Annotated in this window: 31 protein-coding genes; 2 read left to right on the top strand and 29 right to left on the bottom strand. The window is 52.2% G+C overall.

Features of this window, described 5'->3' with window-relative positions:
* From HII27_RS27145 to HII27_RS10910, 17 genes are all read right to left on the bottom strand, one after another.
* A partial coding sequence (locus HII27_RS27145) for a phage tail protein (protein WP_223883198.1) occupies positions 1-732 on the bottom strand: 732 nt, incomplete at its 3' end.
* Positions 729-1340: a phage tail protein I gene (locus HII27_RS10980; protein ID WP_185667936.1), complete on the bottom strand. Its 612-nt coding sequence runs from the start codon at positions 1338-1340 to the stop codon at positions 729-731. The genes HII27_RS27145 and HII27_RS10980, both read right to left, overlap by 4 nt.
* Positions 1333-2250 carry a baseplate J/gp47 family protein gene (locus tag HII27_RS10975; RefSeq protein WP_185667935.1) on the bottom strand — a complete coding sequence of 306 codons (918 nt, stop codon included), beginning with the start codon at positions 2248-2250 and terminating at the stop codon, positions 1333-1335. Before HII27_RS10975 ends, HII27_RS10980 begins: the two co-directional genes overlap by 8 nt.
* Positions 2237-2596 carry a GPW/gp25 family protein gene (locus tag HII27_RS10970; RefSeq protein ID WP_185667934.1) on the bottom strand — a complete coding sequence of 120 codons (360 nt, stop codon included), beginning with the start codon at positions 2594-2596 and terminating at the stop codon, positions 2237-2239. Before HII27_RS10970 ends, HII27_RS10975 begins: the two co-directional genes overlap by 14 nt.
* Positions 2547-3170: a phage baseplate assembly protein V gene (locus HII27_RS10965; protein ID WP_185667933.1), complete on the bottom strand. Its 624-nt coding sequence runs from the start codon at positions 3168-3170 to the stop codon at positions 2547-2549. The genes HII27_RS10970 and HII27_RS10965 overlap by 50 nt, the downstream gene beginning before the upstream one ends.
* Before the next feature lie 68 nt (positions 3171-3238).
* Positions 3239-3685, bottom strand: a complete 447-nt coding sequence (locus tag HII27_RS10960) for a phage virion morphogenesis protein (protein WP_185667932.1) — start codon at positions 3683-3685, stop codon at positions 3239-3241.
* Positions 3678-4112, bottom strand: a complete 435-nt coding sequence (locus tag HII27_RS10955; RefSeq protein ID WP_185667931.1) for a phage tail protein — start codon at positions 4110-4112, stop codon at positions 3678-3680. Before HII27_RS10955 ends, HII27_RS10960 begins: the two co-directional genes overlap by 8 nt.
* Positions 4075-4320, bottom strand: coding sequence for an Rz1-like lysis system protein LysC (gene lysC / locus HII27_RS27140; RefSeq protein ID WP_223883201.1), 246 nt, complete (start codon positions 4318-4320; stop codon positions 4075-4077). The genes HII27_RS10955 and lysC overlap by 38 nt, the downstream gene beginning before the upstream one ends.
* Positions 4208-4633 carry an Rz-like lysis system protein LysB gene (gene lysB, locus HII27_RS10950; protein WP_223883197.1) on the bottom strand — a complete coding sequence of 142 codons (426 nt, stop codon included), beginning with the start codon at positions 4631-4633 and terminating at the stop codon, positions 4208-4210. Before lysB ends, lysC begins: the two co-directional genes overlap by 113 nt.
* The gene (locus HII27_RS10945; RefSeq protein WP_185667930.1) at positions 4633-5010 is read right to left on the bottom strand and encodes a DNZ54_00345 family protein; all 378 of its coding nucleotides are present in this window, start codon (positions 5008-5010) and stop codon (positions 4633-4635) included. The genes lysB and HII27_RS10945 overlap by 1 nt, the downstream gene beginning before the upstream one ends.
* The gene (locus HII27_RS10940) at positions 5000-5524 is read right to left on the bottom strand and encodes a lysozyme (protein ID WP_185667929.1); all 525 of its coding nucleotides are present in this window, start codon (positions 5522-5524) and stop codon (positions 5000-5002) included. Before HII27_RS10940 ends, HII27_RS10945 begins: the two co-directional genes overlap by 11 nt.
* Complete coding sequence (locus HII27_RS10935) at positions 5505-5720, bottom strand: HP1 family phage holin (RefSeq protein WP_032299972.1); 216 nt, start codon at positions 5718-5720, stop codon at positions 5505-5507. The genes HII27_RS10940 and HII27_RS10935 overlap by 20 nt, the downstream gene beginning before the upstream one ends.
* Before the next feature lie 3 nt (positions 5721-5723).
* Positions 5724-5927 carry a tail protein X gene (locus HII27_RS10930; protein ID WP_032280591.1) on the bottom strand — a complete coding sequence of 68 codons (204 nt, stop codon included), beginning with the start codon at positions 5925-5927 and terminating at the stop codon, positions 5724-5726.
* The gene (locus HII27_RS10925; RefSeq protein ID WP_032280589.1) at positions 5927-6391 is read right to left on the bottom strand and encodes a head completion/stabilization protein; all 465 of its coding nucleotides are present in this window, start codon (positions 6389-6391) and stop codon (positions 5927-5929) included. The genes HII27_RS10930 and HII27_RS10925 overlap by 1 nt, the downstream gene beginning before the upstream one ends.
* A 93-nt stretch (positions 6392-6484) precedes the next feature.
* A complete protein-coding gene (locus HII27_RS10920) occupies positions 6485-7135 on the bottom strand; it encodes a phage terminase small subunit (protein WP_100194732.1) in 651 nt (216 codons plus the stop codon).
* A gap of 3 nt (positions 7136-7138) precedes the next feature.
* Entirely contained in the window at positions 7139-8215 is a 1077-nt protein-coding gene (locus tag HII27_RS10915; protein ID WP_185667928.1) for a phage major capsid protein, P2 family, read from the bottom strand.
* Between the two features lie 16 nt (positions 8216-8231).
* Positions 8232-9065 carry a GPO family capsid scaffolding protein gene (locus HII27_RS10910; RefSeq protein WP_185667927.1) on the bottom strand — a complete coding sequence of 278 codons (834 nt, stop codon included), beginning with the start codon at positions 9063-9065 and terminating at the stop codon, positions 8232-8234.
* A gap of 140 nt (positions 9066-9205) precedes the next feature.
* Here HII27_RS10910 and HII27_RS10905 point away from each other — a divergent pair, with 140 nt between their 5' ends.
* Both HII27_RS10905 and HII27_RS10900 read left to right on the top strand, forming a co-directional pair.
* A complete protein-coding gene (locus HII27_RS10905) occupies positions 9206-10969 on the top strand; it encodes a terminase ATPase subunit family protein (RefSeq protein ID WP_185667926.1) in 1764 nt (587 codons plus the stop codon).
* The gene (locus HII27_RS10900; protein WP_185667925.1) at positions 10969-12015 is read left to right on the top strand and encodes a phage portal protein; all 1047 of its coding nucleotides are present in this window, start codon (positions 10969-10971) and stop codon (positions 12013-12015) included. The genes HII27_RS10905 and HII27_RS10900 overlap by 1 nt, the downstream gene beginning before the upstream one ends.
* Positions 12016-12070: 55 nt before the next feature.
* Here HII27_RS10900 and HII27_RS10895 read toward each other — a convergent pair whose 3' ends face one another.
* The 12 genes from HII27_RS10895 to HII27_RS10840 all read right to left on the bottom strand — a co-directional run bounded on the left by HII27_RS10895 (position 12071) and on the right by HII27_RS10840 (position 22420).
* Positions 12071-12340 (bottom strand): hypothetical protein, encoded by a 270-nt coding sequence (locus HII27_RS10895; protein ID WP_185667924.1) that lies wholly within the window; start codon positions 12338-12340, stop codon positions 12071-12073.
* 447 nt (positions 12341-12787) lie between these two features.
* On the bottom strand, positions 12788-14785 hold the full coding sequence (locus HII27_RS10890; protein WP_185667923.1) for a BbrUII/HgiDII family restriction enzyme: 1998 nt from the start codon (positions 14783-14785) through the stop codon (positions 12788-12790).
* A 15-nt stretch (positions 14786-14800) separates the two neighbouring features.
* Entirely contained in the window at positions 14801-15829 is a 1029-nt protein-coding gene (locus tag HII27_RS10885) for a DNA cytosine methyltransferase (RefSeq protein WP_032414742.1), read from the bottom strand.
* A gap of 321 nt (positions 15830-16150) precedes the next feature.
* Positions 16151-16384, bottom strand: coding sequence for a DinI-like family protein (locus tag HII27_RS10880; protein WP_087898578.1), 234 nt, complete (start codon positions 16382-16384; stop codon positions 16151-16153).
* 12 nt (positions 16385-16396) lie between these two features.
* Positions 16397-16585, bottom strand: a complete 189-nt coding sequence (locus HII27_RS10875) for a hypothetical protein (protein WP_001154444.1) — start codon at positions 16583-16585, stop codon at positions 16397-16399.
* 147 nt (positions 16586-16732) lie between these two features.
* Positions 16733-19171, bottom strand: coding sequence for a replication endonuclease (locus tag HII27_RS10870; RefSeq protein WP_185667922.1), 2439 nt, complete (start codon positions 19169-19171; stop codon positions 16733-16735).
* Between the two features lie 20 nt (positions 19172-19191).
* A complete protein-coding gene (locus tag HII27_RS10865; RefSeq protein ID WP_185667921.1) occupies positions 19192-20190 on the bottom strand; it encodes a DNA cytosine methyltransferase in 999 nt (332 codons plus the stop codon).
* A complete protein-coding gene (locus HII27_RS10860) occupies positions 20187-21065 on the bottom strand; it encodes a DNA adenine methylase (RefSeq protein WP_185667920.1) in 879 nt (292 codons plus the stop codon). The genes HII27_RS10865 and HII27_RS10860 overlap by 4 nt, the downstream gene beginning before the upstream one ends.
* Positions 21062-21361, bottom strand: coding sequence for a DUF3850 domain-containing protein (locus tag HII27_RS10855; RefSeq protein WP_185667919.1), 300 nt, complete (start codon positions 21359-21361; stop codon positions 21062-21064). Before HII27_RS10855 ends, HII27_RS10860 begins: the two co-directional genes overlap by 4 nt.
* Positions 21358-21963, bottom strand: a complete 606-nt coding sequence (locus HII27_RS10850; protein WP_185667918.1) for a hypothetical protein — start codon at positions 21961-21963, stop codon at positions 21358-21360. Before HII27_RS10850 ends, HII27_RS10855 begins: the two co-directional genes overlap by 4 nt.
* Positions 21960-22187: a TraR/DksA family transcriptional regulator gene (locus HII27_RS10845; protein WP_185667917.1), complete on the bottom strand. Its 228-nt coding sequence runs from the start codon at positions 22185-22187 to the stop codon at positions 21960-21962. Before HII27_RS10845 ends, HII27_RS10850 begins: the two co-directional genes overlap by 4 nt.
* Complete coding sequence (locus HII27_RS10840) at positions 22187-22420, bottom strand: DUF2732 family protein (protein ID WP_185667916.1); 234 nt, start codon at positions 22418-22420, stop codon at positions 22187-22189. Before HII27_RS10840 ends, HII27_RS10845 begins: the two co-directional genes overlap by 1 nt.
* Positions 22421-22445: the final 25 nt, after the last annotated feature.

Raw genomic sequence — 22445 nt, 5'->3', positions numbered from 1 at the left:
GCAAGGAAATGACGACATATCTGGGATTTGACCAGCTCCGGTACCAACATCTTTTGATGCTGCCGTTCCGAATGTTGGCAAACTTCCTAAACCAAGGTATTCGAGAACACCTGCAGCATCGCCTTTATTCAGCATCAAACGAATAAAGTCGCTCAAGTCAGCCAGCGCAGCTGCCTTTTCCGCTGTGAAATATGGCAGCTTCCCCTTGGCCGGTTTCAGAGCTGCCAGTGCGGTCAGGGTGTCACTTTTCTGTTGCCGGGTTTCAATCAGGTTATCTACATAGCCACGGGTTGCCAGCACCACTGATGGATCGATTTTCAGCGTGATGTTATCGGTGCTGCTGGTAATAATCACCATGCGTACTGTCTGGGTACGTCCGCTTCCCTCCGCCAACTGCGGCTTATAGCTTTCCGGGCAGTTTCCTACAGCGATCAGATCGCCGGCTTCATCAAACAGGCCTATTTCACGAACCCACCAACCGCCATCACTTTCTGGAATAACCTGTTCAGCGATAATCTGGCTGGCGTTCTGCGGGTCAATAGACAACGAATTTAGCGCCGCCCGGCGTTTTTCACCTACCAGCGCCACCTGCTTGCTACTCGGCGTGGGTAGCGTACCGCCGCCATCCCCTACAGCCATATGCGTTAATTTCAACGGCACACCGAGCGCAGTGGCGTTTGCCAGCTTTGCTGCGCCCACTTCCGTTAGTAATGTGTAATATTTTGCGGTCATGGATTTACTCTCATTGTGTCAGCAATATGGACTGCAGCCCCATCGTAGATGGCTCCGCCGGAAATAATGGTTTCTGTGATATACGGATAAACCGTGATTTCTTCACCGATGTAACTGGATGCACCCGCGTAAAACGTGCCGGAGGTCTGCAGGTTGATAGACATACCTACCAGATGGCGGCTGCAAGGCTTCGCATCACGGATTAGGCGCTCAAGCTCAAGATAGGTTTCCTCCGTAATCCCCTGCTCCTGCCCCCCAATATCAAGCCGAAAAGTTCCCGGTACTTCCCCGGTCTGCCACCACTCCAGCACACGGATCAGGAAACCAAACGGCTGCACTACACGCCGGACAGCGCTGATCGTCCCTTTGTGCTGATGGATAAAGAAAGCATCCTGCACCACCTGGCGTTTTGTACTTTCGGCCCAGCTTTCGTCCCAGCGGTCCACTGAAAAAGCCCATGCTAGATAAGGCAGGAAGCGCACCGGACACGTTGCTGGATTCCACAGGTCACGCAGCGGAACCTGCAGATCAGAAATGCCGCTGCAGGTCAGTGCCAGGCGACGCTCAAGCGCAGATGAGCCAGGCGGCAGGAGCGTGCTGTTACTCATTCCCGGCGTCCTCACTCGCCACCGATACATCACACCCATCGCAAAAGCCCGATGCCGTGCGGTCCATAATGATATCGGCGGCAGGTTCAATCATTTCTACCCAATCCACCCCGGCAACACGTAACACCGCACCATAAGACTCACCGCGTACGCTTCTCCCCAGGCGCTTTTGCTCAATCAGATATGCGGCTAAATTTGCGTTTGCAGCCTCAAGGCATGGCCCTGCAATGACGCCATCAAATAGATGCAGTTTTGCTTTAACGCTGTAGTGGTGGATCGCGGCAGACTGCACCGTGACACGATCCGCAATGGGCCTTTTATCTTCCCCGTTTACCGCCAGCGCCACCGCGCCCAGCAGTTCCTCTGATGCGGTCCCATCCCCGTCATGGCTCAGAACAGTAAGCACCACCTCCGCCGGTGCCGGGCTGGTCGCACTGGCATCAGCCACGCGACCATCAGCACTTTTAGCGTGAAACTCATACGCTGCAGATGGCCCTGCAACGGATAACCCTTCAAAGGCTTCCGGCACGCGCTGCCGCAATGCATCATCACTTTCCATCACGGCGGCGACCGGCGGCACAGCGTCATCATCTGCAGGCGTCACCGTCAGGCGTTTAACGTTATTGTTTGCCGCGAGCTGTTCCAGGTCAGTGCCGATGGCATACGCAGCCATAACAGCCTGTGCGGCTTCGTTAATGCGCTGACGCAGCAAAATTTCACGGTAAGTACTTTCCTGCAGTAGCTTCACTATTGGTTCAGACTCCATCGCCAGCGTGCGCATCACTGCCTCCTGCTCATCAGTAGGGTAAAGCGCGACAAAATCCGCCTTGCGTTCCGCCAGTAGCGCTTCAAAATCCGGCACATCCACAATCTGCGGCGGCGGCAGTTGGGAAAGGTCAATTACTGCCATTTTCAGCTCCTGTCGATATGGAAAGAGAAACTGCGGCGCCATCGTTGCGCTGCCCGGAAAGCTCCACCACCATCGAGCCATCAAAATTTGTGCTGATAGAAATGGCATCCAGCGTCAGGCGGGGTTCCCAGCGGCTCAGCGCCACATAAACAGCAGACATAACCTGCAGGCGCAGCGCCGGGTTCTGGGGTTGATCGATAAGCTCAGAAAGCAGCGAGCCATATTCCCGGCGGGCAATCCGGCTGCCCTGCGGCGTCAGCAAAATATCCCTCACCGACTGCCGCAAATGGTCCGTATCAGTGATCGCTTTTCCGTTGGCCTGATTCATGCCCAGATACATCGTCATACCGGCCCCCTGATGTATCGTTGCCAGCTTTCACGCCATCATGACCGTGCTTATCGACCACAATACCGTTTGAACTCATGGCGCCGCCGCCCTGGGTAACGCCGCCGTTAATCACCACATCACTGTTAATCCGCGTATTGTCAGCCACCACCACAAACTCACTGGTTTTAAAAGTGACGTTATCAGCAGCCTCGATCACCATGGATTTGATGCCCCGGACGTACCAGCGGCCCGTGGCTGGGTCGTATTCAAACCAGCCGCCATCGTCATATTCGGTCACGCTGCCGTCCTCAGAATCAGACGGCGGTGGGTACTGATTGGAATAGACGGCAGGCAGCGCAAAGGCGGTTTCCAGATTGCCGCCCAGACTCAGCAGCACAACCTGCTCACCCACTGACGGTTTCCACCACGTGCGCGATTTACCGGCGCGGCAGGTCAGCCAGTTAATCCAGTTGGTTTCGAGGTCGCCTGTTTTCACCCGGCATAGCCAGTTCTTCCGGTCCACATCGATCACCGTACCGGTGCGGATCAGATTGGTGATAAGGCGCATGATTTCTGTTAGCTGTGCATTCATAAGGAAAGGTTGCCATCAGAGAGAAAAAGGAGGCAGCGCGGTGACTTGTACCAGCATTGACACAAAGATCACCCCGCAAGCCAGCGCAGCAACGTGTCACGGGTTATCGTTTCCACTTCATCGTTTACGCCCAGCAGGCGGCGTTCCGTGTAGCGGATTTCCGGCCCTTTGCGGCTGACTCTATCGCGCAGGCCATAGTGGTGAACGCGGGCAATTCGCTGCACTCGCCCCTCAAACTGCACGCTGGCAGAGTCTGCGCTGGCGGTGGCTTTCAGGTATTTAGCGGTGCGCAATTTAGTAAACATCTGCCGCTTGATGCGTCCCTGCTTTGTGCGTGCCGTGACGCGGCGCGGCTCGTATCCGCTACCGTCCGGGTTGCGCTGCAGCCTGATGTTTTGTTGTTGCGTCCGGCGCAGCTGCTGCGCCAGCTCGCGCAGCATTCGCTTCCGTTCTGCTGGTCCCAGGTTAGCCAGCAGCGCCGTCAGCCACGCATCAACCTGCTGCAGCTCATCCACGTTTCACCGTCCACATAGCATCATCAGGGTTTTCCGGCTCCGGCACGGCTTCCACGCTCGACACGCCGCCATCAGTGCTGACCACAACACGCTCCGTCAGCTGCAGGTCTATGCTGATATCGCAAATATCATTGCGCAGGATATCCACTTCAAAGATGAATAGTTTTTCCCTCAGCTCCGGGTTATTAATGGCGTCAGGCTGGTTAACACTCAGCCATTGAAGGATCGGCGCCATCAGTAAATTCTGGTCGCCACTAAAATCGACTATCACCACATTCAGGGTGTACCGGTATTCCCATGAAATAGACGGCGCACCGGTCGCCACTACTGCGCCTTTGTCCACGAACATATGCAGCTTGTCCGGGTTTTCCCGGACGTACTGCACCGACTTATTGAGCGCGTGGCGTAAGGATTGAGGCTTGTTCACTGTTTCGCTCCTGGCAGGCAATAATCACATCCACCTTATCGGCGCAGATGGCCCATGCAGCCTCGGCTTCATCAGCCGCCGTAAGCAGATCGCCATTAGTCCTGGCTGACGACTTTTGCAGGAGGCACTGCGTTATTTTCGGACAGCCATTCACGGTAAGCTGCACCTCCGGCGAGCGCGGGGCGGTCCCGCAACCTGATAACGTCAGGAGGCAAAGGAGTATCAGACCAGCGCCGCAAATCATCGTTTTCACGTTTAAGCTCCTCAATACGCCGTTGCCGCTGGCGCAGCTGCGCGGTGGATTCTTCCGCCGCCGCATAAAGCCGCGCCTGCTCCCGGTTGTTGGTTTCGGTCAGAATAGACAGCGCGATCAGCTGACTATTGGCGCGGGCCTGTTTTTCCTTACTGGCTTCCAGATCACGTCCCTGCAGCTCAATCGTCTGCCGGGCCTTGCTCAGCTGCCACGATTGCCAGCCAAGCAAGACAAGAACCAGCACCACCACCGCCGCCAGTATGCGCATCAGGCCACCACTGGCTCTGCCAGCTGCACGCGGGCAATCTGATACATAACCAGCGTAAGCAGGTAAAACACCAGGGTGATCACCCACCCCGAACAGGCGAGGCCCAGAATGATCACCAGCCGCATTCCCCAACTGCGCACAGGTTTGCGGGGTAATTTTTTAAATATTCTCAGTCCTTCCAGAACCTCATCACGCGCGCGGCCTCCGGCAAACCAGCCCACAGCGCACACCAGAGCAATCAACCAGCAAAGGAAGCAAGCCACCCAGACCAGCGCCGCCAGTACGACCGGCGCCGCGCTACGCGGGAAAAACAGGGTAATCACTAACAGCGCCAGCCATGCCAGCTGGAAAATCACATTCATCACTTTACTTTTCATTCCGTTCCGCCCCTTTTAAGCACCAGGACAGTTCCCGCGCGCGGCGGTTATCCAGCCCCTGATTAAATACACCGTTGACATACACCCAGCGCGGCAGCTGATAGCACGCATCCCGCCAGCGCTTCTGATTAATAAACTTCACCATGGTGGAACTGCAGGCATTGCCGGTCCCAACGTTAAAGGCCAGAGACACCAGCGCGTCATAGACAAACTGCGGAACATCCACCAGGACACAGCGTGCCAGCGCGGTTTCAACCCCCAGCACGTTGGTGATGAAGTTTCCCGCCGCCTGCCGTTCTGTAATGGTCCTGCCCGGCTTCACGCCTGACGTGTTGCCGATGCCGTCAGTCCACACCCCCGCATCACACTGATAAGGCTGCAGGCGGCATCCCTCGTAATCCGCAATCAGCTTTAATCCTTCCACTGATGTGTGGAGTTGCTGAAAACCCGGCAGCGTGGCGGCAATCGCCAGCACCACACCGATAACGCAGTTTTTAACGGCCCGCAGACTCATATTCACCCCGGCTGATTTTCCCGCTGGCAAGCAGCTGATAGGTCTTGTGCCGGTAGTACCAGCTGACCAGAAACATGCACAAACCCAGCACCATTCCGGTGATGGTCGCTGCAGCCTGCAGATCAAAGTTCCCAAGCTTCGCCATGAATAAGGCGATGCAGTACGTAACAAAGGCGCTGATTCGTTCAAGCGTCATAGTTCAGTCCCATAGCTGGACGGTCTGCACCGTGGTCGTGGTGGCAATATCCGGCAGCTCCACCTGCAGGCCGTGTGGTAAAAATGGGCCATATTCAGCCAGCCCCGGATTTGCCTGCAGTACCTGTTCCGTGACGCCCTGCGTGCGTCCGTAATGACGCCAGCAAAGCGCGTCCACCGTGTCATTCTGGTACGCACGCACTTTCATCAGATCAGCTCCACCGTGCAGTGCGGCGCATCCTGTACCCGGCTGATAGCCCAGCGGGCATCCCGCCACAGGTCGCCGCTGGCCTCCGCCAGCTCCTCTCCCCGCTTCACGCCGGACGCCGTGGCGTCATAGTCCTGATAACGCTCATTGACCTGCGCACGCGCCCAGCAAAAAACAGCATTGTGATAGTGGTGGATACGCTCGCTTTTACCGTCCAGCTGCTCCGCAGGCACATCTGCCAGCGTCATAAACCCCAGCATCTGCTGGCGCTGGCGGAAGGTGTAAAGCTCTGCGTTAACCTCTGACATAGCAGAAAGGATCAACTGCTTTAAACGTGGTGCCGTCACCGTGCCGTCCGTTCGCATCACGCTGCGAAATTCCGACAAATCAACATCAGGCCAGAACGGCGTATTTTTGATGACTTCGGCCTGTTCCGGTGCCTGTTCGGGCGCAACAAACTTCATGCGGCTTTCTCCAGATTAGAGGGCGGTGGACGGGGTTTTGATGTGGCGTTGCCTTTCGCCACCCCGTGCCGCCCGTGCGCGGGGCACGTTCGGTCAGCTACCGGCGGCGCGCAAACGGCGCTCCAGTTGCTGTTTATCTTTCTTCACGCCACAGTGGTTATCGAGCTGCAGCGCATGGTTGAGGTGGTTAAGCGCTGATGCGGGGCTGGATTCAGCCAGCACAAGGCCGATTGCTTTATGCAGTCGCGCCCGTGACTGATCCGGCATATCGTGATCGGCGGTAAGGTCCAGCGTCTGCAGAAGCGGCTCAGCGTCAAAGCCCGTTGCGGCAATCAGGGCGCTTTGCGCCGCGTCTGCAATTTCTTCCGCCAGCACCGTCTGCACGTTCCGATTGCCAATTGGCATCACCCAACCCTGACGCAATGCATGACGCCCGATTTCCAGCGCTCCGGCATAATCACCGGCATCAATACGCCAGAGCATCACGAACATCAGCACATCGTCCTGCTGCGTACCTCCGGCAGCCAGCACCCCCTCCGCCCAGGCGGCATACTTAGGCAGCAGCTCAACTTTGATTTGCGCCTTTGTTACCGTGGACTGAATGCCTTTAAGGCGGCGGCGGTCCTCCGCCAGCTGCAGCAGCATCAGGTCATAACCTGACGCGTGGCGAACACTGCCGCCCTGCCGGGCGGCCTGTTCAGCCTGGACGCGCAGGCGGTGCTGCCTTGCGGGACTCAGGCTCATGCATTACTCCCCGGCATCTGGTGCTGGAGTACTGAAATCACCGTACTCGATGTTTTCGACCAGGGCCGCGCAGCGGTAGTCCTCCACCACAAACGCCTCATTGACCGATTCAAAGTTTTCAATGCGATCGCGTTTCGGGTTATCAATGACAGAACGGCGGCGGGTATCTGCCTGCCAGTAAATGGACAGGTTATCCAGACGAGTGATCAGCAGGGCATTTGCCGGGAAGAACGGCGCGCGGACCGCCTGCAGGCCACCCATGCGTTTCTGGCTGATAATGAGATCGGCAGCCAGCTTTTCACTGTTTTCCTGGTCTTTGTTGACGAGAGGGAAATACTTGTCGGACAACAGCTCACGACCACAGATCACCACCAGTTCATCATCGTCCTGGTACACCACATCAATTAGCTCGTTGACGGCATCCATCACCACGGCGTCCAGATTTTCGTAGCCTTTTTCATCCAGCCCCGACGCGCCTTTACCCACTTTCACCGCGCCTTTAGTGGTTACGCCGTCTTTGGTGGTGCTGCCCATAACGTGATCCGGTGCATCTTCGCGGATTTTCTGCAGCCAGCCTTTGTTCACATCCTGCAGCAGAGGGTTAGCGGAACGGTCAGAGGTTTTGGCGCGGTTCACGCCGTTAAAGCCAATCATGATGCGGTCCAGCGCCTGACGCTTGATGATGGCGTTACGCACGCGCACCTGGAAGTCCTGGAATTTAGCCCACAGGTCCAGCTTCGCGTAGGTCAGCACCGTGTCATAGTTGGTCTGCTCGCATTTGTATTCCACATCCACCATCACCATCGGATCGGTAGGCTCACGGTCCTGTTTGGTGGTGTCGGTGGTTCCGGCAACGGTGCTACCTACGCCCAGCCCCAGCAGCTGCCCGGACTGTTCATCTACCGGCGAGACGTTAACCAGCGTCAGAAATGCAGCGGACTGCTGGATCTCATCCTCCAGCGTCTGCTGTACGGACGGCTCAACGGTGAACTTGCTGGAAAGCTCCTCCACCTCCACACCGTTCAGGCGGGCCAGCTGCTGCAGGTAGGCATTGAATGCAAATTTAGTTTTCTGTTTCATCGGGTTTTATGCTCCATCAGCAATTGGTCAGGGAGCCAGCAGGCGCAGAGCCGCCCGGCGTACGCTGGCGAAAATCTTTGCGGCTATCTTCCTGGCTCAGCTTCTGCTGCAGCTCGGCAAATGCCGTGGTTTGCGCCTGCAGCGCTGTTTCCAGTTCAGAAAGGCGCGTGCCCTGCTCAGATAAGGATTTTTGCGTGCTGTCGCCCAGGCTCTGCTGCTCAGTTGCCAGCAGCTCCACGGCTTTATACACATCAGAGAATCGCGCATCGTCGCTTTGTTCTTTTTTGCTGAACATCGCAGCAACGCGGGAAAAGAGGTTCGGCTTTTCGTCCTGGACTTCTTCCAGTTCGATCACCGTTTCTGCTGCGGCGGAAAAGAGGTTTTCAGGGTTCTGCTTGCGGTTCGCCAGCGGGTTATGCGCAGCACTGGCGCTGAAAGCCAGCATTTCCGTGCCCAGACTTGCCGGATCGTCAGTTGCTGCCAGCCCCACCAGATAGGCTTTACCGGTATCCGCAAATTTCGGGCTGACCTCCATGGAGGTGAACAGCTTCTGGCCTTTTTTAACCAGTTCCACCAGTGAATCCGTTGGCTCCACATCGGCATAAAGCGCCATCTTGCCCGCCAGTGGGCCATCACTGATTTCCTCTGCAACCAGCGCCGCTACCTTGCCGTAACGGTTAAAAGTGCTGTCCGGCATGTAGGATTTAATGTGTTCAAGGTTGATCAGCGCGGTATAGACCGACGGGTTATAGCTGGCAGCCATCTGAATCAGCCAGTCACGCTGGATTTCGCGTCCGTCAGTGGTGGCACCTTCCACCCCAATACGGAAACGCTTTGCTTTCACTGTCATGAGCTGTGCTCCGTTAGAAAACTTACTGGAGCCTTATGTTTGCTGTGATGGAGGGGGTGAAACAACGCGCGCACCTTGTGCGATAAACCACACAAAACGCAGTCAGGGAAAGGCTGCAATCAAGGCCGTATGTTTGAGCCATGGAAACCATGACCCCCGCAGACCTCGATCCCCGCAGGCAGGCAATGCTGCTGTATTTTCAGGGATACCGCGTAGCCCGCATTGCTGAAATGCTGGGCGAGAAAGTTGCAACCGTTCACAGCTGGAAAAAGCGTGATAAGTGGGGCGAGTATGGCCCACTCGATCAGATGCAGCTCACCACTGCAGCCCGCTATTGCCAGCTCATCATGAAGGAGCAGAAAGAAGGGAAAGACTTTAAGGAAATTGACCTACTGGCACGTCAGTCAGAGCGCCACGCCCGGATCGGGAAATTCAACAATGGCGGGAACGAGGCAGATTTAAATCCGAAAGTTGCCAACCGCAACAAAGGCCCTCGCCGCCAGCCTGAAAAGAACGTTTTCACCGATGAGCAGATCGAAAAGCTGGAAGAAATATTCCGTGGCGGCATGTTCGAATATCAGCGCCATTGGTGGCAGGCAGGCGTTAAGCACCGCATCCGCAACCTGCTTAAATCCCGTCAGATAGGCGCAACGTATTTCTTTGCCCGCGAGGCGCTGATCGACGCCATCACCACCGGGCGCAATCAAATATTTCTCTCCGCCAGCAAGGCGCAGGCGCACGTCTTTAAGCAATACATCATCGACTTTGCAAAAGAGGTTGATGTGGAGCTGAAAGGCGACCCGATGACGCTCAGCAACGGCGCAACGCTGTATTTCCTCGGCACAAACGCCCGCACCGCGCAGAGCTACCATGGCAACCTTTACCTTGATGAATATTTCTGGATACCGAAATTCCAGGAGCTGCGCAAAGTGGCATCAGGGATGGCGATTCACAAAAAATGGCGGCAAACCTATTTTTCCACGCCGTCCAGCCTGACCCACAGCGCCTATCCGTTCTGGTCCGGCGCCCTGTTCAATCGGGGCCGCGCAAAAGCTGACAAGGTAGACATTGACCTGACCCACGCCAATCTGGCGCGCGGCGTGCTTTGTCCGGATGGACAATACCGCCAGATCGTCACCGTTGAGGATGCCGTGCGCGGTGGCTGTAACCTGTTCGACCTCGACCAGTTGCGCATGGAATACAGCCCTGACGAATACCAGAACCTGCTGATGTGTGAATTTATTGACGATCTGGCGTCAGTGTTCCCGCTCAGCGAGCTGCAGGCCTGCATGGTGGATAGCTGGGAAGTCTGGTCTGATTTTCAGGCGCTGGCGCTGCGTCCGTTTGGCTGGCGTGAAGTCTGGATCGGTTATGACCCGGCGAAAGGTACGCAGAACGGTGATAGCGCCGGGTGCGTCGTCATTGCCCCGCCATCAGTATCGGGCGGCAAGTTCCGTATTCTGGAGCGCCGCCAGTGGCGCGGAATGGACTTCCGCGCACAGGCCGACGCTATCAAAGCTCTCACGCAGCAATACAACGTGACCTATATCGGCATCGACTCGACCGGCGTGGGCCACGGCGTCTATGAGAACGTCAAAGCCTTTTTCCCCGCCGTCCGCGAGTTCGTCTATAACCCGAACGTCAAAAACGCCCTGGTCCTCAAGGCATACGACATTATCAGCCACCGCCGCCTGGAGTTCGACGCCGGGCACACCGACATAGCGCAATCCTTTATGGCAATCCGCCGGGCCACCACCGCCAGCGGCAACCGCCCGACATATGAAGCCAGCCGCAGTGAAGAAGCCAGCCATGCAGATTTGGCCTGGGCAACGATGCACGCGCTGTTTAACGAACCGCTGCAGGGCGAGGCCGCCAATAGCAGCAACATTGTGGAGATTTTCTGATGGGCAAACGTAAGAACCGCCGCGCCGCGGCTAATCACAGCACAAAAACCAGCGGCGGCGCAGCGGCAGAAACATTCAGCTTTGGCGACCCGATCCCGGTACTGGATCGCCGCGAGTTGCTGGATTATGTGGAATGCGTGCAGATGGACAGATGGTATGAGCCACCTGTAAGTTTTGACGGGCTGGCGCGCACCTACCGCGCAGCTGTTCATCACAGCTCACCGCTTGCCGTTAAACGAGACATTCTCAGCAGCACCTACATTCCGCACCGCCTGCTAAGCCAGCAGGCATTTACCCGTTTTGTGCAGGATTATCTGGTTTTTGGTAACGCCTATCTGGAGAAGCGCACCAACCGGCTCGGCGGCGTGCTTTCGCTGGAACCAGCACTGGCGAAATTTACCCGCCGTGGGGTGGACCTCGATACTTACTGGTATGTGCAATATGGTTTTACAACGCAGCCGTATGAGTTTACAGCAGGCAGCGTCTTTCACCTTATTGAGCCGGATATTAACCAAGAGATTTACGGACTGCCCGGCTATCTGTCCGCTATTCCATCTGCGCTGCTGAATGAGTCCGCAACGCTGTTCCGCCGTAAGTATTACATCAACGGCAGCCATGCTGGCTTTATCATGTACATGACTGACGCCGCGCAGAACCAGGGGGATGTAGACAACATCCGCCAGGCGATGAAAAGTGCCAAAGGGCCGGGCAACTTCCGTAACCTGTTCATGTACTCGCCTAACGGGAAAAAGGACGGCATCCAGATCATCCCACTGTCAGAGGTCGCGGCAAAAGATGAGTTTCTGAACATTAAGAACGTCAGCCGGGACGACATGATGGCAGCGCACCGCGTCCCGCCTCAGATGATGGGGATTATGCCAAGTAATGTTGGGGGATTTGGGGATGTGGAGAAAGCCAGCCGCGTCTTTGTTCGCAACGAGTTGATACCTCTGCAAAAGCGCCTGCAAGAACTTAATAACTGGCTTGGCGACGAAGTTATTCGTTTCGAGCCATACATTTTGGATATTCAGAATGAAAAAGATTAAAAAAATCAACCAATTAAATCATTAATATAGGCCGCGGACTGAGCGGCCTTATCCATTACCAATTTCTTTTTTCGGAGTTTAACCATTCACCGCATGGATAATGCCTTGATGCCCAATCCCCTTTTAAACGAGCTACAAATACAATATCGTTACTATCGACCTTGGCTTTGAGTCCATCACGTAGTTGAGCTGCGGTCAGCGTTGTATCTACTAACCAAAATGATTCAAGATATTTACAGTACGTAAACTGCTTTAGATAGTCAAAAACCGCATCGTAGTTTCTTCCCGGAGCCTTCAAGTCATAGGTTATACAATAAATAGCCATCCTTTAAGCCCCGCACTTTTTATCATTTGGGGAACATCTTAACCTACGACATTTTCGGCAATACGATTGAGGGATCAATCGCTCTCCTTCCACCGTCCTAAAGCCAAACACGTCTTCAATTTTGTTCAGATCACCACTTGCAATAACCCCACAGCAGGGGCAAACAGCCTCAATTTGAAATGCCATGTCTATCTCCATTCCACATGTTGAATGTAGGGTAATACTTCCCTTTAAACGAAAATGAGACAAGGATCTTGAAACCTCATTTAAACCCACTGCCGCGCGCTCGTATCCCCGCCACGCCTGCCCGCTTTACATAGTGGTTTTCATGCACCTGCATGATATAAGCAAAAGCCCGCCAGAACTGGCGGGCTTTGACATAGAGGATCCTATAACGATCATTCATATTCATGCAGCATAGTCATGCATTCAGCAGATGCTTACAATTTAGTCGTCTAGTTTTTTTACAATCTCAGCAATCCGAGCAACGGTCGCTTGCTTCTCAGTGTATTCCCGATACGAATTTTGAGCACTATTGATTAAACCGTCATAGTAAACAACTCTGCCATTAACGGACTGTAACTGAAGGTTAGTATATGAAGGATCGAAAGAATAATCTGAAGGTTCACGACCCAAAACAAAAATTACGTCTATTGATGGCGTTGATGATGGATCCACAGTTTTAGCACATTTAATTACAGCTTGTCTGTATTTATTTCCCTGAGCAACCAAAGTTGCAACAGAGGTCAAAACACTTGCTCTTTTAAGCTCAATGATAATATGCTTACCTGCCGATGAACGATATTTTATATCCATACGTCCTTTTCGCTCATCATCAGTAAGTCCAGCATCAATTTTATCCCACTCTTGGTTAACTCTAGATTCCATTAATGGGGAACCATCAATCCTTTCCCAAGAAGGATCTAATAGCCAAAGGTGCTCAAAAAGATAACGTTGTAAAACCTTTTCCTTCTCATCGTTATCAACCAGCCCCTTGAAGCTTTGGATAACATCCACTCGACTTTTTGCTATTTCATAATATAACGTAGCCTCTAGATCATCTTGCTTTTCTAGAAGCGGTAAGAGTTTTTCAGCATTAAATATAACTGCCTCGGCTAATTCCCGTGACATTTCTTTTATTCGCAAACGTTCAAACGCAAAGATAGCGTGCTTAAATAACTCTTTTTTCTCTTGAGGCTTATCTTCTAAAGGTAAAGACTCAATCTGAGCAATCATCTTTTCCGCATATCCTTGTGAAGCTGGTTTTAAAGAGCTAATCCATTCAACAAGAACAGGGTTTGACTCTTTTGCTTCCTTAGCACCTTGCATTTCACGTAAAGTACTCCATTGACCAGCTACTTTTCGCAATGCAATTTTAACTAATGATTTAAGGTATTGATATCTAGGATCATCCTCAACAACTCGTTGTCTATCGCTTGTTGCAATATCTTCATCTTCATCTGTATCTAAAAAATCCGCTTCAAGCTGACCAGTTAGATATTTTGTATATATACCGCCATCATTGATATCATCCAAAATATTTTCTTGGAACAGTCTTCCCCTAGACAAAACAACTATGCTGTTAAGATTCCCTTCTGGGGTATTTAATTGGCTAGGTTGTTTAATACTTCCAATCCATCCTTTAATGTTCCATTTTGGATCGAAATGCGGACTCTCTACCAAAGCAGAGGAGATATCAGTTACTGTAATTAGCCCTGGACATTCCTTTAAAAAATCTATTCCAGAATTAAGATCCCACACAAATTGAACATGCTTTAAATCCTCACGTTCTTTTGCAGTAACCTCAACCCCATCTACATAAACTTTAAAATCATTGCTACCAATAATTGAGAATCGTCTGGCTAATTTTTTACGCAGCGCTGATGCAGTTGCAGGTATTCGGGAACGATTTAAATCTCGTAAAGTCACAAGAGTACCTTGGCTAACAGTAACTTGAGACGCATCAAGCGGCTCCGGGTAATATCTACCTGCGCCACTCTTAATAGCATGTTCAATTGCCGGCACTTCCATAATTAAGCCATGCTGCTCGCCATCTTTGATAGATTCAACGATAACAGTCTTTGCAATCGAAAATAATGATAATTTACCAATACCTTTCCTTCCCATGGGCAAACGCCCCTTAGGAGTTAAAAGTTGGTCTTTATTATTTCTTTTTTGGTAACCAACAGTTAGGTATTTTGAATTCATATCATTGATGGTCATTCCAAAACCATTATCTGATATAGTGATCTCATCAGGGGTAAGTTTTATATGAACCTCGGAAGCATCAGCATCCCAAGCATTAGCAACAGTTTCAGTAATCACTGCAGCCACATTACTATAGAGATTGATACCCAGATGCCCTAAGACGCTCAAACTTACCTGCATCTCATAGGTATGCGTAGATAATTCACCCTGCGGTAAAACTTCACTGTGCTCCGCCATCAGCCCTGCTTCCCCTTATAGACTATTGATAAGTGACTTCCCAACTACTTCTCCTAGTTTTACCGGAACAGCATTTCCGATCAAGCGGCCCACAGTAGCAAATGTGATCTTTTCGCCAGGTTCAGAAAAAACATAGTTGCCCGGAAAACTTTGAAGGATGGCTGCCTCACGTAAAGAGATAGCCCTATCCTGCTGCGGGTGACCAAATCTACCATTACCAAATCCGAAACAGAGTGTGGTCATTGTAGGGGCTGGCTCGTCCCATTTCATACGTCCGTAAACACTAGTATAAGTTTTACCGCTACTTTTTTTATGGCAAGCTGCCACCAACTCTGGATCCCAATCCTTCCAAGTTCCACCAGGTTTTGATTGGCGTATCCTTTCTAAGTTCAATGGACTCATACCTTGAGCCACATGCAGGGGGTCTTTATCATCAGACTGGCCTGGTTTTATCTCTGGCAAATGCGAAATGACATCTTTAACTGTCACATAATTGTCTTCTGAATGAGTTGGAGGGATTAACGCAACATCGTTAATCTTTGAAGCAAGTAAAACTAATCGCTGTCTTTTCTGAGGAACACCGTATTGTTGGCAATCTACAATACCATGCCAAACTTTATACCCACTGGTTTTAAGGTCTTTAACAAACTCAGTGAAAATCTTATGCTTTTGTAACCTTGGAACATTTTCCATAGTTATCAGATCAGGATCGCACTCTTTGACCAAACGACCAAACTCACCTAAAAGCTTCCACTTACCGTCCTCAGACTCAATTTTACCCTTGCGATAGCTTGAGAATGGTTGGCAAGGAGCACAACCAGCAAGCAACCTTAGACCATCTGAGGGCCACAAACGCATCAGATCTTGTCCGGTCACATCGCTAATGTCCGAATTTATGTATTTAGTCTTATTGTTATGCTCATAGGCCCACTGGCAATCAGGATCTAAATCAATACCAGCAATTACATTTATCCCAGCTTGTATTAGTCCATGGGTCAAACCACCCGCACCGCAAAAAAGGTCAATTGCATAAATTTTAGACATAACTTCCTCTCCGTTAACGCCTCCTATTTTAGCTAAGAATTGCTAAGACATCGAGCGACTTCAATACCATAAAGCAATCATTCATAAGCTATTGAAATAGTTGATTTATAGATATAAAACGACTACTAAAGGCAGAAATGTATCATCAAAAGCATGTTTATCATAACCTTTCGACTCCAACTTCAATGAAGACCATGGTGTCTGAACTACATAATGTTGCTGTATAGGCACCTTATTGATGATTCTATCCTAACGCCTCGCTACACTCGTTGTTAAACCTTGCTGGCGTCAGAAAAGTAATTCTGCTGCCAGCAAGGTTAGTTAGTGGAGCCAGCTATCGTCCTCCCAGACCTGCTGCATGATTTCCATTACGTGTTTTTTATCTTCATCAAGTTTTACACCACTCAACTCAATGCCATTTGTGCTGCCCTTACGAATGCGGATCGTGGTTTTGGGATACAGAGGTTGCAGGTTTCGATAAAGCTCTGCCTCTAATGCTTCCAGTGTCGCCTGGCTAATTTTCTGTTCTTTATCAATCATTATTTCGACACGCATAAGAGGCCACCTTTAGCTGGTTACATCCATTGAACGGCTATATTCATGACTTCTGATTTTTGCCATCAGCTCATCCGTCAGCTCAGAAACCCACTGGATAGCCAGCCGCTTTTCTTCGTCGCTACACTCACTAGCCGCTACAAGCTTGATAAAAAAATCAATGCGCTGGAGCTTCAACGACTCCAAAAGGTAGTCCTGCATTTTCCCTCCTATCACTACAACTATCGAACGATTAACTGTACATATATCCACTGTTTATACATACAGTATAGTAAGCTCTTTCGAATTGTAAAACTCTTTTTTGGTTTCAATTAGATAGTTCTGAGAGGGATCAAATCATTATGAAAATCAATACCACTGACGCCATTTATCATCTTCCTGCAGTCGCTGGTTACGGTAGAAAAGGCGCAGGCCAGCGCCGGATGGAATACTGCCACCACGCAGAAGCAAATCGATCTCAGTGTCGCCGCTGTCAAAGCCCCTGGACCGCAGCTCATACTCCAGCTGCAGGCGCTGCTGATCGTCGATTTCCTGTTTGTAACCTTTCCGGCGTTTCGGTTTTACCAGGCGCAATCGCGTGTTTAGTTCCCGCAGTTCTTTTTTCCCCATCCCGTGCAGGTAATCCTGCAGCTCCTGCTCATTCATGGTGGTTATGTCAGGCGCTGCAGGTTCATTATCTGCCTCTGAATCGTTCATTTTTTCCACCAGGGGACAGTTATTGCCACGAGTCCAAGGGGCGCTAGCGCCCTGGTCGGCTGACGCCTCCTGCAGGTCAACGGCCTTACGAACCATTTTCCATTTCACCGCGTGCGTACAAATCCGCCCTTCCTGAATAGGGGACCAGACACCATAGATACGGATACCATGATCGCCATAGGTACTCGGCTCATCGTTCAGCTCGTAGGCTGTTCTGACCAGATGGTGTTTACGAGGGACCAGCACACCGCCCTGCGCCATGATGTAAGTTGCAAAGCAGCCGGCATCAGCTGCAGCCAGGACAGCATCAAGACGCGGGTTGCCGATAACAGGACGCGCATTTGCGAGGGCCGCCAGAATCTCTGGCGTCAGCTCAGGTTTCCCCGGAACTGGTTTTAACGGGGGAAGGTCGCGTTTAGCCTGGCCCGCCAGCAGTCGCAGCTCACGGTAAGCCTGGCGGCCCGGAATACCGAAAAAGCGGAATTGCTGGACGCGATGCAGTGATGCCCAAGCGTTCACGTTCTCCGCGTTATCGCGCAAAGATTTACCGGTTTCCTTGCTGACTTCATTAGCCAGGCCGCGCCCATCAATATTCTTACTGATGTATTTAGCGATGTAGCTAGTTGGCGTGCCTTTGCGCGGATTGATTAGCTCGGACTTAAAGCGCGGGCCGGTATTGTTTCCCAGCTCCTCGCGGTCCTCACGAATGGCAAACTTGCGCAGCAGCTCCGTGATCGCTTTGCGGTGTTTCTTGCGCATAAAGCACAGCAGGTGCCAGTGCACAGTGCCATCATGATGCGGCTCAGCGACTCGCACACCGTACCAACGCAACCCGGCTTTATGCATGGCCTTACGGAATGCGGCGAACGTATCAACCAGATAATCACTGCTCTGTCGTACTGTAGCGCTGGTCCATTTCGGGTTTGGTCTGCCATTGTTGAGCGTGGCGTGGAATCGTGACGGGCAAGTGATGGTATAAAACACGGCACAGTCGCCGCGCATTTCCGCGATAAGCTCCAGCCCTTTAACACAGGCCATCATTTCGTTACGGCGGTGCGCCGGATTGCTGGCGCTGGCGTTTACCACATCCTCTAAATCCAGCGTGTCGCCCTGCTCATTGGTCAATTCGTGTGAGCGGAAAAACTCCAATGATTTACGGCGCTGTTCGCGCTTATGAATCACTGCTTCATAGCTGACATATGGCGACGCCTTTTTATTTACTAGGCACACTGCGCGCAGCTGCTCCTCGCGCCACTCGCAGCGCATCTGCCATAATTTGCGATACCACCAATCCGCGCACAGCATACGCGCCAGCGAGCCGGGAATAAGCTCATAGGGCACAGGCTTGCGGCGGCGTTTCTTACGGCGCAGACGCTCAAACGCTGGCGGAATAACATCAAGACGCATCGCCTCCGCAGCAACCTGTTCCCACGCCTGGCGGATTTCTTCCGGCTTCACTTCGTCAGTGGAATAGAGATCACCGCAGGCAGCTTCCAGACACATGCTCATATGAGCCGCAACCAGCGTGGACAGGCGCTTGACCTGATCCTGATTCATTTCAGGCAGAACCAGCAGCCCTTCCAGCCCTTCATGGCTCGCCATAAATCGGAAAGAAGCAGACACCTGACTGTCACGCGCACGCGCCAGCCGTTCAAGGCATGGCCTGACGGTTTCTCGCAGATAGCGGGAATATGCCTGCGGACGGCCCAGACCATGAAAATATTTAATGCGCTCAAGCAGAGGCTTGCTGATGTGTGATGGTTCGGCGCTTACGTCTGCCAGAATGACCAGATCGGGGTTAAACCGCTGCTGCTCGCGTGCCATTTTGGCGCCGCTGATCAGCCGGTCCTGCTCCATTTCACGCAGAACTGGATCACGGGCTTCGTTATAGAAATAGCGTTCCCAGGCCTCATCACTCACTTCTTCCCGGCGCAGCTGGTCCTGCTCATTATCAGCGGCATACAGAGTGATCAGGTTTGAAAGCGCAGACACCGGCGCAACTTCCGCCGGGTCCGTGTATGGGTTAATCGCTTTTGGGGTTTTATTCCAGGCAAAAGAAGCTGCAGCGTCACCAGCGCTTCTTTTTGCCATTACGTTATCGTTATTCTGTTTCACAGGCCAACCGCCATCATGTAAGACCTGATAGCGACCACAGCAGCCTCTGCGTTTAAGGCGTTTCCGTAGGTTCGAATTCGTCCCACTCTGGAGGCAGCCCCATTAACCAGAGGCTCAAGGCCGGGTTTAACTGGCCTCCATTTTCCATCCGTGCATCCGAGCCAATCAGCACCTGCCCAGAAGCCGTTAACCGGACCGGGCCTGCTATCTGCGCCACAACATCCAACCGATCTATCGATATTTTCCCATTTCGCATTCTCCCCCCGGGGTATCCCCCCTTGTGATCGCTTGCCGTTGGCGTGGGCCAGCCAGCCATCTTGACTTGCTGCGCCAAGCTGCTGCCCGACATGCCCTCGGTAATCCCTCTCCCTCCCCGCGTGCTGTCGCTGGCGCTCGGAGTCGTCCAACCGGATAGCTGCGCTGCCGTCTGCAAATTCAAACCGCCCTGGCGCCCCGAGTTGCTGGGATGCTTCCATGCGTTCGCTGTGGGTGTGGGCCACCCAATAAGTGCGGTCTCTGATGTTCGGGGCACCGACGCTCGCAGCCGGAAACGCACACGCGCCGAAGGCATAACCCAAGGCTTCCACGTCAGCTTGTACAAGGTCGATCCAGTCATTTGCGTGAGCACTTGCAGATTGCTCGCCAAAGACAACGAAAGGGCGGCGCTGCCCGACCAGCCAATGCATGGCGGGCCATAAGTGCCGCTCGTCAGTAAACCCTTTTCCTTTGCCTGCCGCGCTGAAAGGTTGGCATGGACAGGAACCCGTCCAGACCTCTCTGCTGTCCTCCCAGCCCACGCGGCGCAAGGCATAGGGCCAAATACCAACCCCTGCAAAGAAATGGACTTGAGCAAATTCTCGTAAATCATCGGGTCTGACATCTTCAATACTCCGTTCATCAACTACGCCGGGCATAATGCGACCGGCCGCCATGTGGACACGCAGCCGTGCAGCTGCAAATGGGTCAATCTCGTTGTAATAAGCCCAAGCGCTCATGCCTTAACCTCATGAATCACAGAGCAATCACGACGACCGGCAGGATCAAAACCGAACCATGGCAATTCATCCGAATAGATAACGGGTGCTTTAGAAACGGCAATGATTTCAGCTGCAGATTTACCTTCACCGGCAGCCACGCCCATGCTGCGTTTTGCATTGATGCAATTGCGGGTGAAGTTGCGATAAAGAGAGCGAGTCAGGGATGTATCGCTATTGGATACGATGACCGGATGACCTTCTAATGAGCGACGTTCAAGGATAGACGCCAGATGATACTGATCATCCTCGGTAAATCCGTCTGTGTGGTAAGTGGAAAATGTACCGTCATACGGAGGATCGCAGTAGATAACATCCCCCGACTGCAGCATTGCCAATGTTTCTTCATAGCTGGCGCAAATGAAGGTGGCACGCTTTGCCTTTTCGGCAAATGCTCTGATTTCGCTTTCAGGGAAATAAGGTGCTTTGTAATTACCGTATGGGACGTTGAATTGACCTTTCAGGTTATAACGACATAAGCCACGATAACCATGACGATTAAGAAAAATAAACATAGCCGAACGGCAAACAGCGGACCAATCACGACCATGATTAAACTCTTTTCGAATATCGTAATAGCATTCTGCTGAATTATTTTTAGCAAATAGGTCTTTAGCTATAGATATCAAATGATCAGCATCGTCTTTAATGACACTGTATAGATTAATTAAATCAGGATTCACATCAGCGACAAGATAATGAGGATAGTCTGTCGCCATCATGACAGCGCACGAACCAGCGAAAGGTTCAACAAGGCGCTGACCTGCTGGTAGGTGCTTTTTCAATTCCGGCATGATGGCAGTTTTATTGCCAGCCCATTTCAGGATTGTGCTCATGCAGCACCTCCTGAAAGCATATAGAACATCGCATCAATTGGATTCAGTGAACTAATAGAGAGCATCACCCAGCCATCAACATTATTAATAACGTCACAAACTGGCAGGATATGAGTGATTACAGCCGTCCATTCGCGCCCGGTATATTTGCCATGTTTCCATTCACACAAAATAAGAACATCACCGGCTTTATAACCGCGATCATCATCCCGTCTTAATTCAGCTTTTTTTTGCCCCGCCATAACATCATTAAGGTGTTTCGGTGCAATTTTTAAGGTATGGACTTTGATATTCATTCGGCACCACCTTCAGAAATCGTGGCGCAACCTAGTGATAGCTGAACCATATGTTCAACTTCACGAGCTAACTGATACAGATGCGCGGTGTTAAAGGTTGATTCTCCACCACTAGGGCGCTCATTCTCAGCAAGGTAACGCAGCGCAGCAGGCACTGTTTTACTGCAGCCGTTAACCCACTGCATTTTTTGGGGACCAGATATGCGGCGCTGCTGCAGCTCGACTAGTGCAGCCACCTGACGTTCATTGTTCCCTGCGGCTTTCAGCCCCCAGATAAGCCGAGATAATTCACTATCAGTAATCGGGCTAGTTAATTCCTCGATAGGCGCAGGTTCGGCGGCAACCACCTGATGAGCGCCAAATACAGGGAAGTAAAGCGCAGTATCCAGGGTATTCACCGGCATTGATTCAGGCTTATGAAACACCCCCGTATTCCTGTTTATGTAACCAACAGGCACAGCGGTCAGCGCTGCCAACGCAATTTCATGCAACACCAACTCGTTGCAATAGTCACGGCGAATGGTCGGTGATTCTGTGGCTTCAATTACTGCCCTCTCGACTACAGCCCGGCTTAACGCATGTTTAATCAACTGCTCTTTCATACAGCACCCCCTACGTAATGCTTGCCTTTCAGCTCTGCAATTTCCTGGCAGGTGACGCAGAGATCACAGCCCGGAACTGCAGCGCGGCGTTCTGCCGGAATGACAATTCCGCAGCTCTCGCACTCAAGAGAAGAAGCCCCAGCCTTTCGGCTGCGGGCGTGGTGGATATGGCGCTGGCGTTCTTCTTCAACGCGCAGCTGTACAAGGTCCATAGAATCAGCCATCAGTGGATCTCCTGCGCTTCGTTCTGGATGTTTTCAGCCGTGGCGCGCAGCAGCTCTGCAGCCTCAACGTGGTTAAGCTGGCGGGAAATAATGCGGCTAGCCAGGCTATCGAGGCGGGCAACCATTGCTGCAGCACGCGCGCGGCGTTCTTCCATGCGCACATCCGTCAGCAACTGATTAAGGCCAGCATCATCTGGGCCGCTTTTGGTGAATCGGGTTTCAATATTTCGCATCGTTCGTTCTCCTGAATTTGGGCAA

The sequence above is a fragment of the Kluyvera sichuanensis genome (assembly GCF_014218705.1).
GTDB classification, from domain to species: Bacteria; Pseudomonadota; Gammaproteobacteria; order Enterobacterales; family Enterobacteriaceae; genus Kluyvera; species Kluyvera sichuanensis.
The sequence above is the reverse complement of the archived record's forward strand: the minus strand, read 5'-3'. Positions and strand labels throughout refer to the sequence as shown.

Coding starts and splice junctions, on each gene's coding strand:
- HII27_RS10980 (WP_185667936.1), bottom strand. CDS start 1,340: ATGAGTAACAGCACGCTCCTGCCGCCTGGCTCATCTGCGCTTGAGCGT.
- HII27_RS10975 (WP_185667935.1), bottom strand. CDS start 2,250: ATGGCAGTAATTGACCTTTCCCAACTGCCGCCGCCGCAGATTGTGGAT.
- HII27_RS10970 (WP_185667934.1), bottom strand. CDS start 2,596: ATGACGATGTATCTGGGCATGAATCAGGCCAACGGAAAAGCGATCACT.
- HII27_RS10965 (WP_185667933.1), bottom strand. CDS start 3,170: ATGAATGCACAGCTAACAGAAATCATGCGCCTTATCACCAATCTGATC.
- lysB (WP_223883197.1), bottom strand. CDS start 4,633: ATGCGCATACTGGCGGCGGTGGTGGTGCTGGTTCTTGTCTTGCTTGGC.
- HII27_RS10945 (WP_185667930.1), bottom strand. CDS start 5,010: ATGAAAAGTAAAGTGATGAATGTGATTTTCCAGCTGGCATGGCTGGCG.
- HII27_RS10940 (WP_185667929.1), bottom strand. CDS start 5,524: ATGAGTCTGCGGGCCGTTAAAAACTGCGTTATCGGTGTGGTGCTGGCG.
- HII27_RS10935 (WP_032299972.1), bottom strand. CDS start 5,720: ATGACGCTTGAACGAATCAGCGCCTTTGTTACGTACTGCATCGCCTTA.
- HII27_RS10930 (WP_032280591.1), bottom strand. CDS start 5,927: ATGAAAGTGCGTGCGTACCAGAATGACACGGTGGACGCGCTTTGCTGG.
- HII27_RS10925 (WP_032280589.1), bottom strand. CDS start 6,391: ATGAAGTTTGTTGCGCCCGAACAGGCACCGGAACAGGCCGAAGTCATC.
- HII27_RS10920 (WP_100194732.1), bottom strand. CDS start 7,135: ATGAGCCTGAGTCCCGCAAGGCAGCACCGCCTGCGCGTCCAGGCTGAA.
- HII27_RS10915 (WP_185667928.1), bottom strand. CDS start 8,215: ATGAAACAGAAAACTAAATTTGCATTCAATGCCTACCTGCAGCAGCTG.
- HII27_RS10910 (WP_185667927.1), bottom strand. CDS start 9,065: ATGACAGTGAAAGCAAAGCGTTTCCGTATTGGGGTGGAAGGTGCCACC.
- HII27_RS10905 (WP_185667926.1), top strand. CDS start 9,206: ATGGAAACCATGACCCCCGCAGACCTCGATCCCCGCAGGCAGGCAATG.
- HII27_RS10900 (WP_185667925.1), top strand. CDS start 10,969: ATGGGCAAACGTAAGAACCGCCGCGCCGCGGCTAATCACAGCACAAAA.
- HII27_RS10895 (WP_185667924.1), bottom strand. CDS start 12,340: ATGGCTATTTATTGTATAACCTATGACTTGAAGGCTCCGGGAAGAAAC.
- HII27_RS10890 (WP_185667923.1), bottom strand. CDS start 14,785: ATGGCGGAGCACAGTGAAGTTTTACCGCAGGGTGAATTATCTACGCAT.
- HII27_RS10885 (WP_032414742.1), bottom strand. CDS start 15,829: ATGTCTAAAATTTATGCAATTGACCTTTTTTGCGGTGCGGGTGGTTTG.
- HII27_RS10880 (WP_087898578.1), bottom strand. CDS start 16,384: ATGCGTGTCGAAATAATGATTGATAAAGAACAGAAAATTAGCCAGGCG.
- HII27_RS10875 (WP_001154444.1), bottom strand. CDS start 16,585: ATGCAGGACTACCTTTTGGAGTCGTTGAAGCTCCAGCGCATTGATTTT.
- HII27_RS10870 (WP_185667922.1), bottom strand. CDS start 19,171: ATGGCAAAAAGAAGCGCTGGTGACGCTGCAGCTTCTTTTGCCTGGAAT.
- HII27_RS10865 (WP_185667921.1), bottom strand. CDS start 20,190: ATGAGCGCTTGGGCTTATTACAACGAGATTGACCCATTTGCAGCTGCA.
- HII27_RS10860 (WP_185667920.1), bottom strand. CDS start 21,065: ATGAGCACAATCCTGAAATGGGCTGGCAATAAAACTGCCATCATGCCG.
- HII27_RS10855 (WP_185667919.1), bottom strand. CDS start 21,361: ATGAATATCAAAGTCCATACCTTAAAAATTGCACCGAAACACCTTAAT.
- HII27_RS10850 (WP_185667918.1), bottom strand. CDS start 21,963: ATGAAAGAGCAGTTGATTAAACATGCGTTAAGCCGGGCTGTAGTCGAG.
- HII27_RS10845 (WP_185667917.1), bottom strand. CDS start 22,187: ATGGCTGATTCTATGGACCTTGTACAGCTGCGCGTTGAAGAAGAACGC.
- HII27_RS10840 (WP_185667916.1), bottom strand. CDS start 22,420: ATGCGAAATATTGAAACCCGATTCACCAAAAGCGGCCCAGATGATGCT.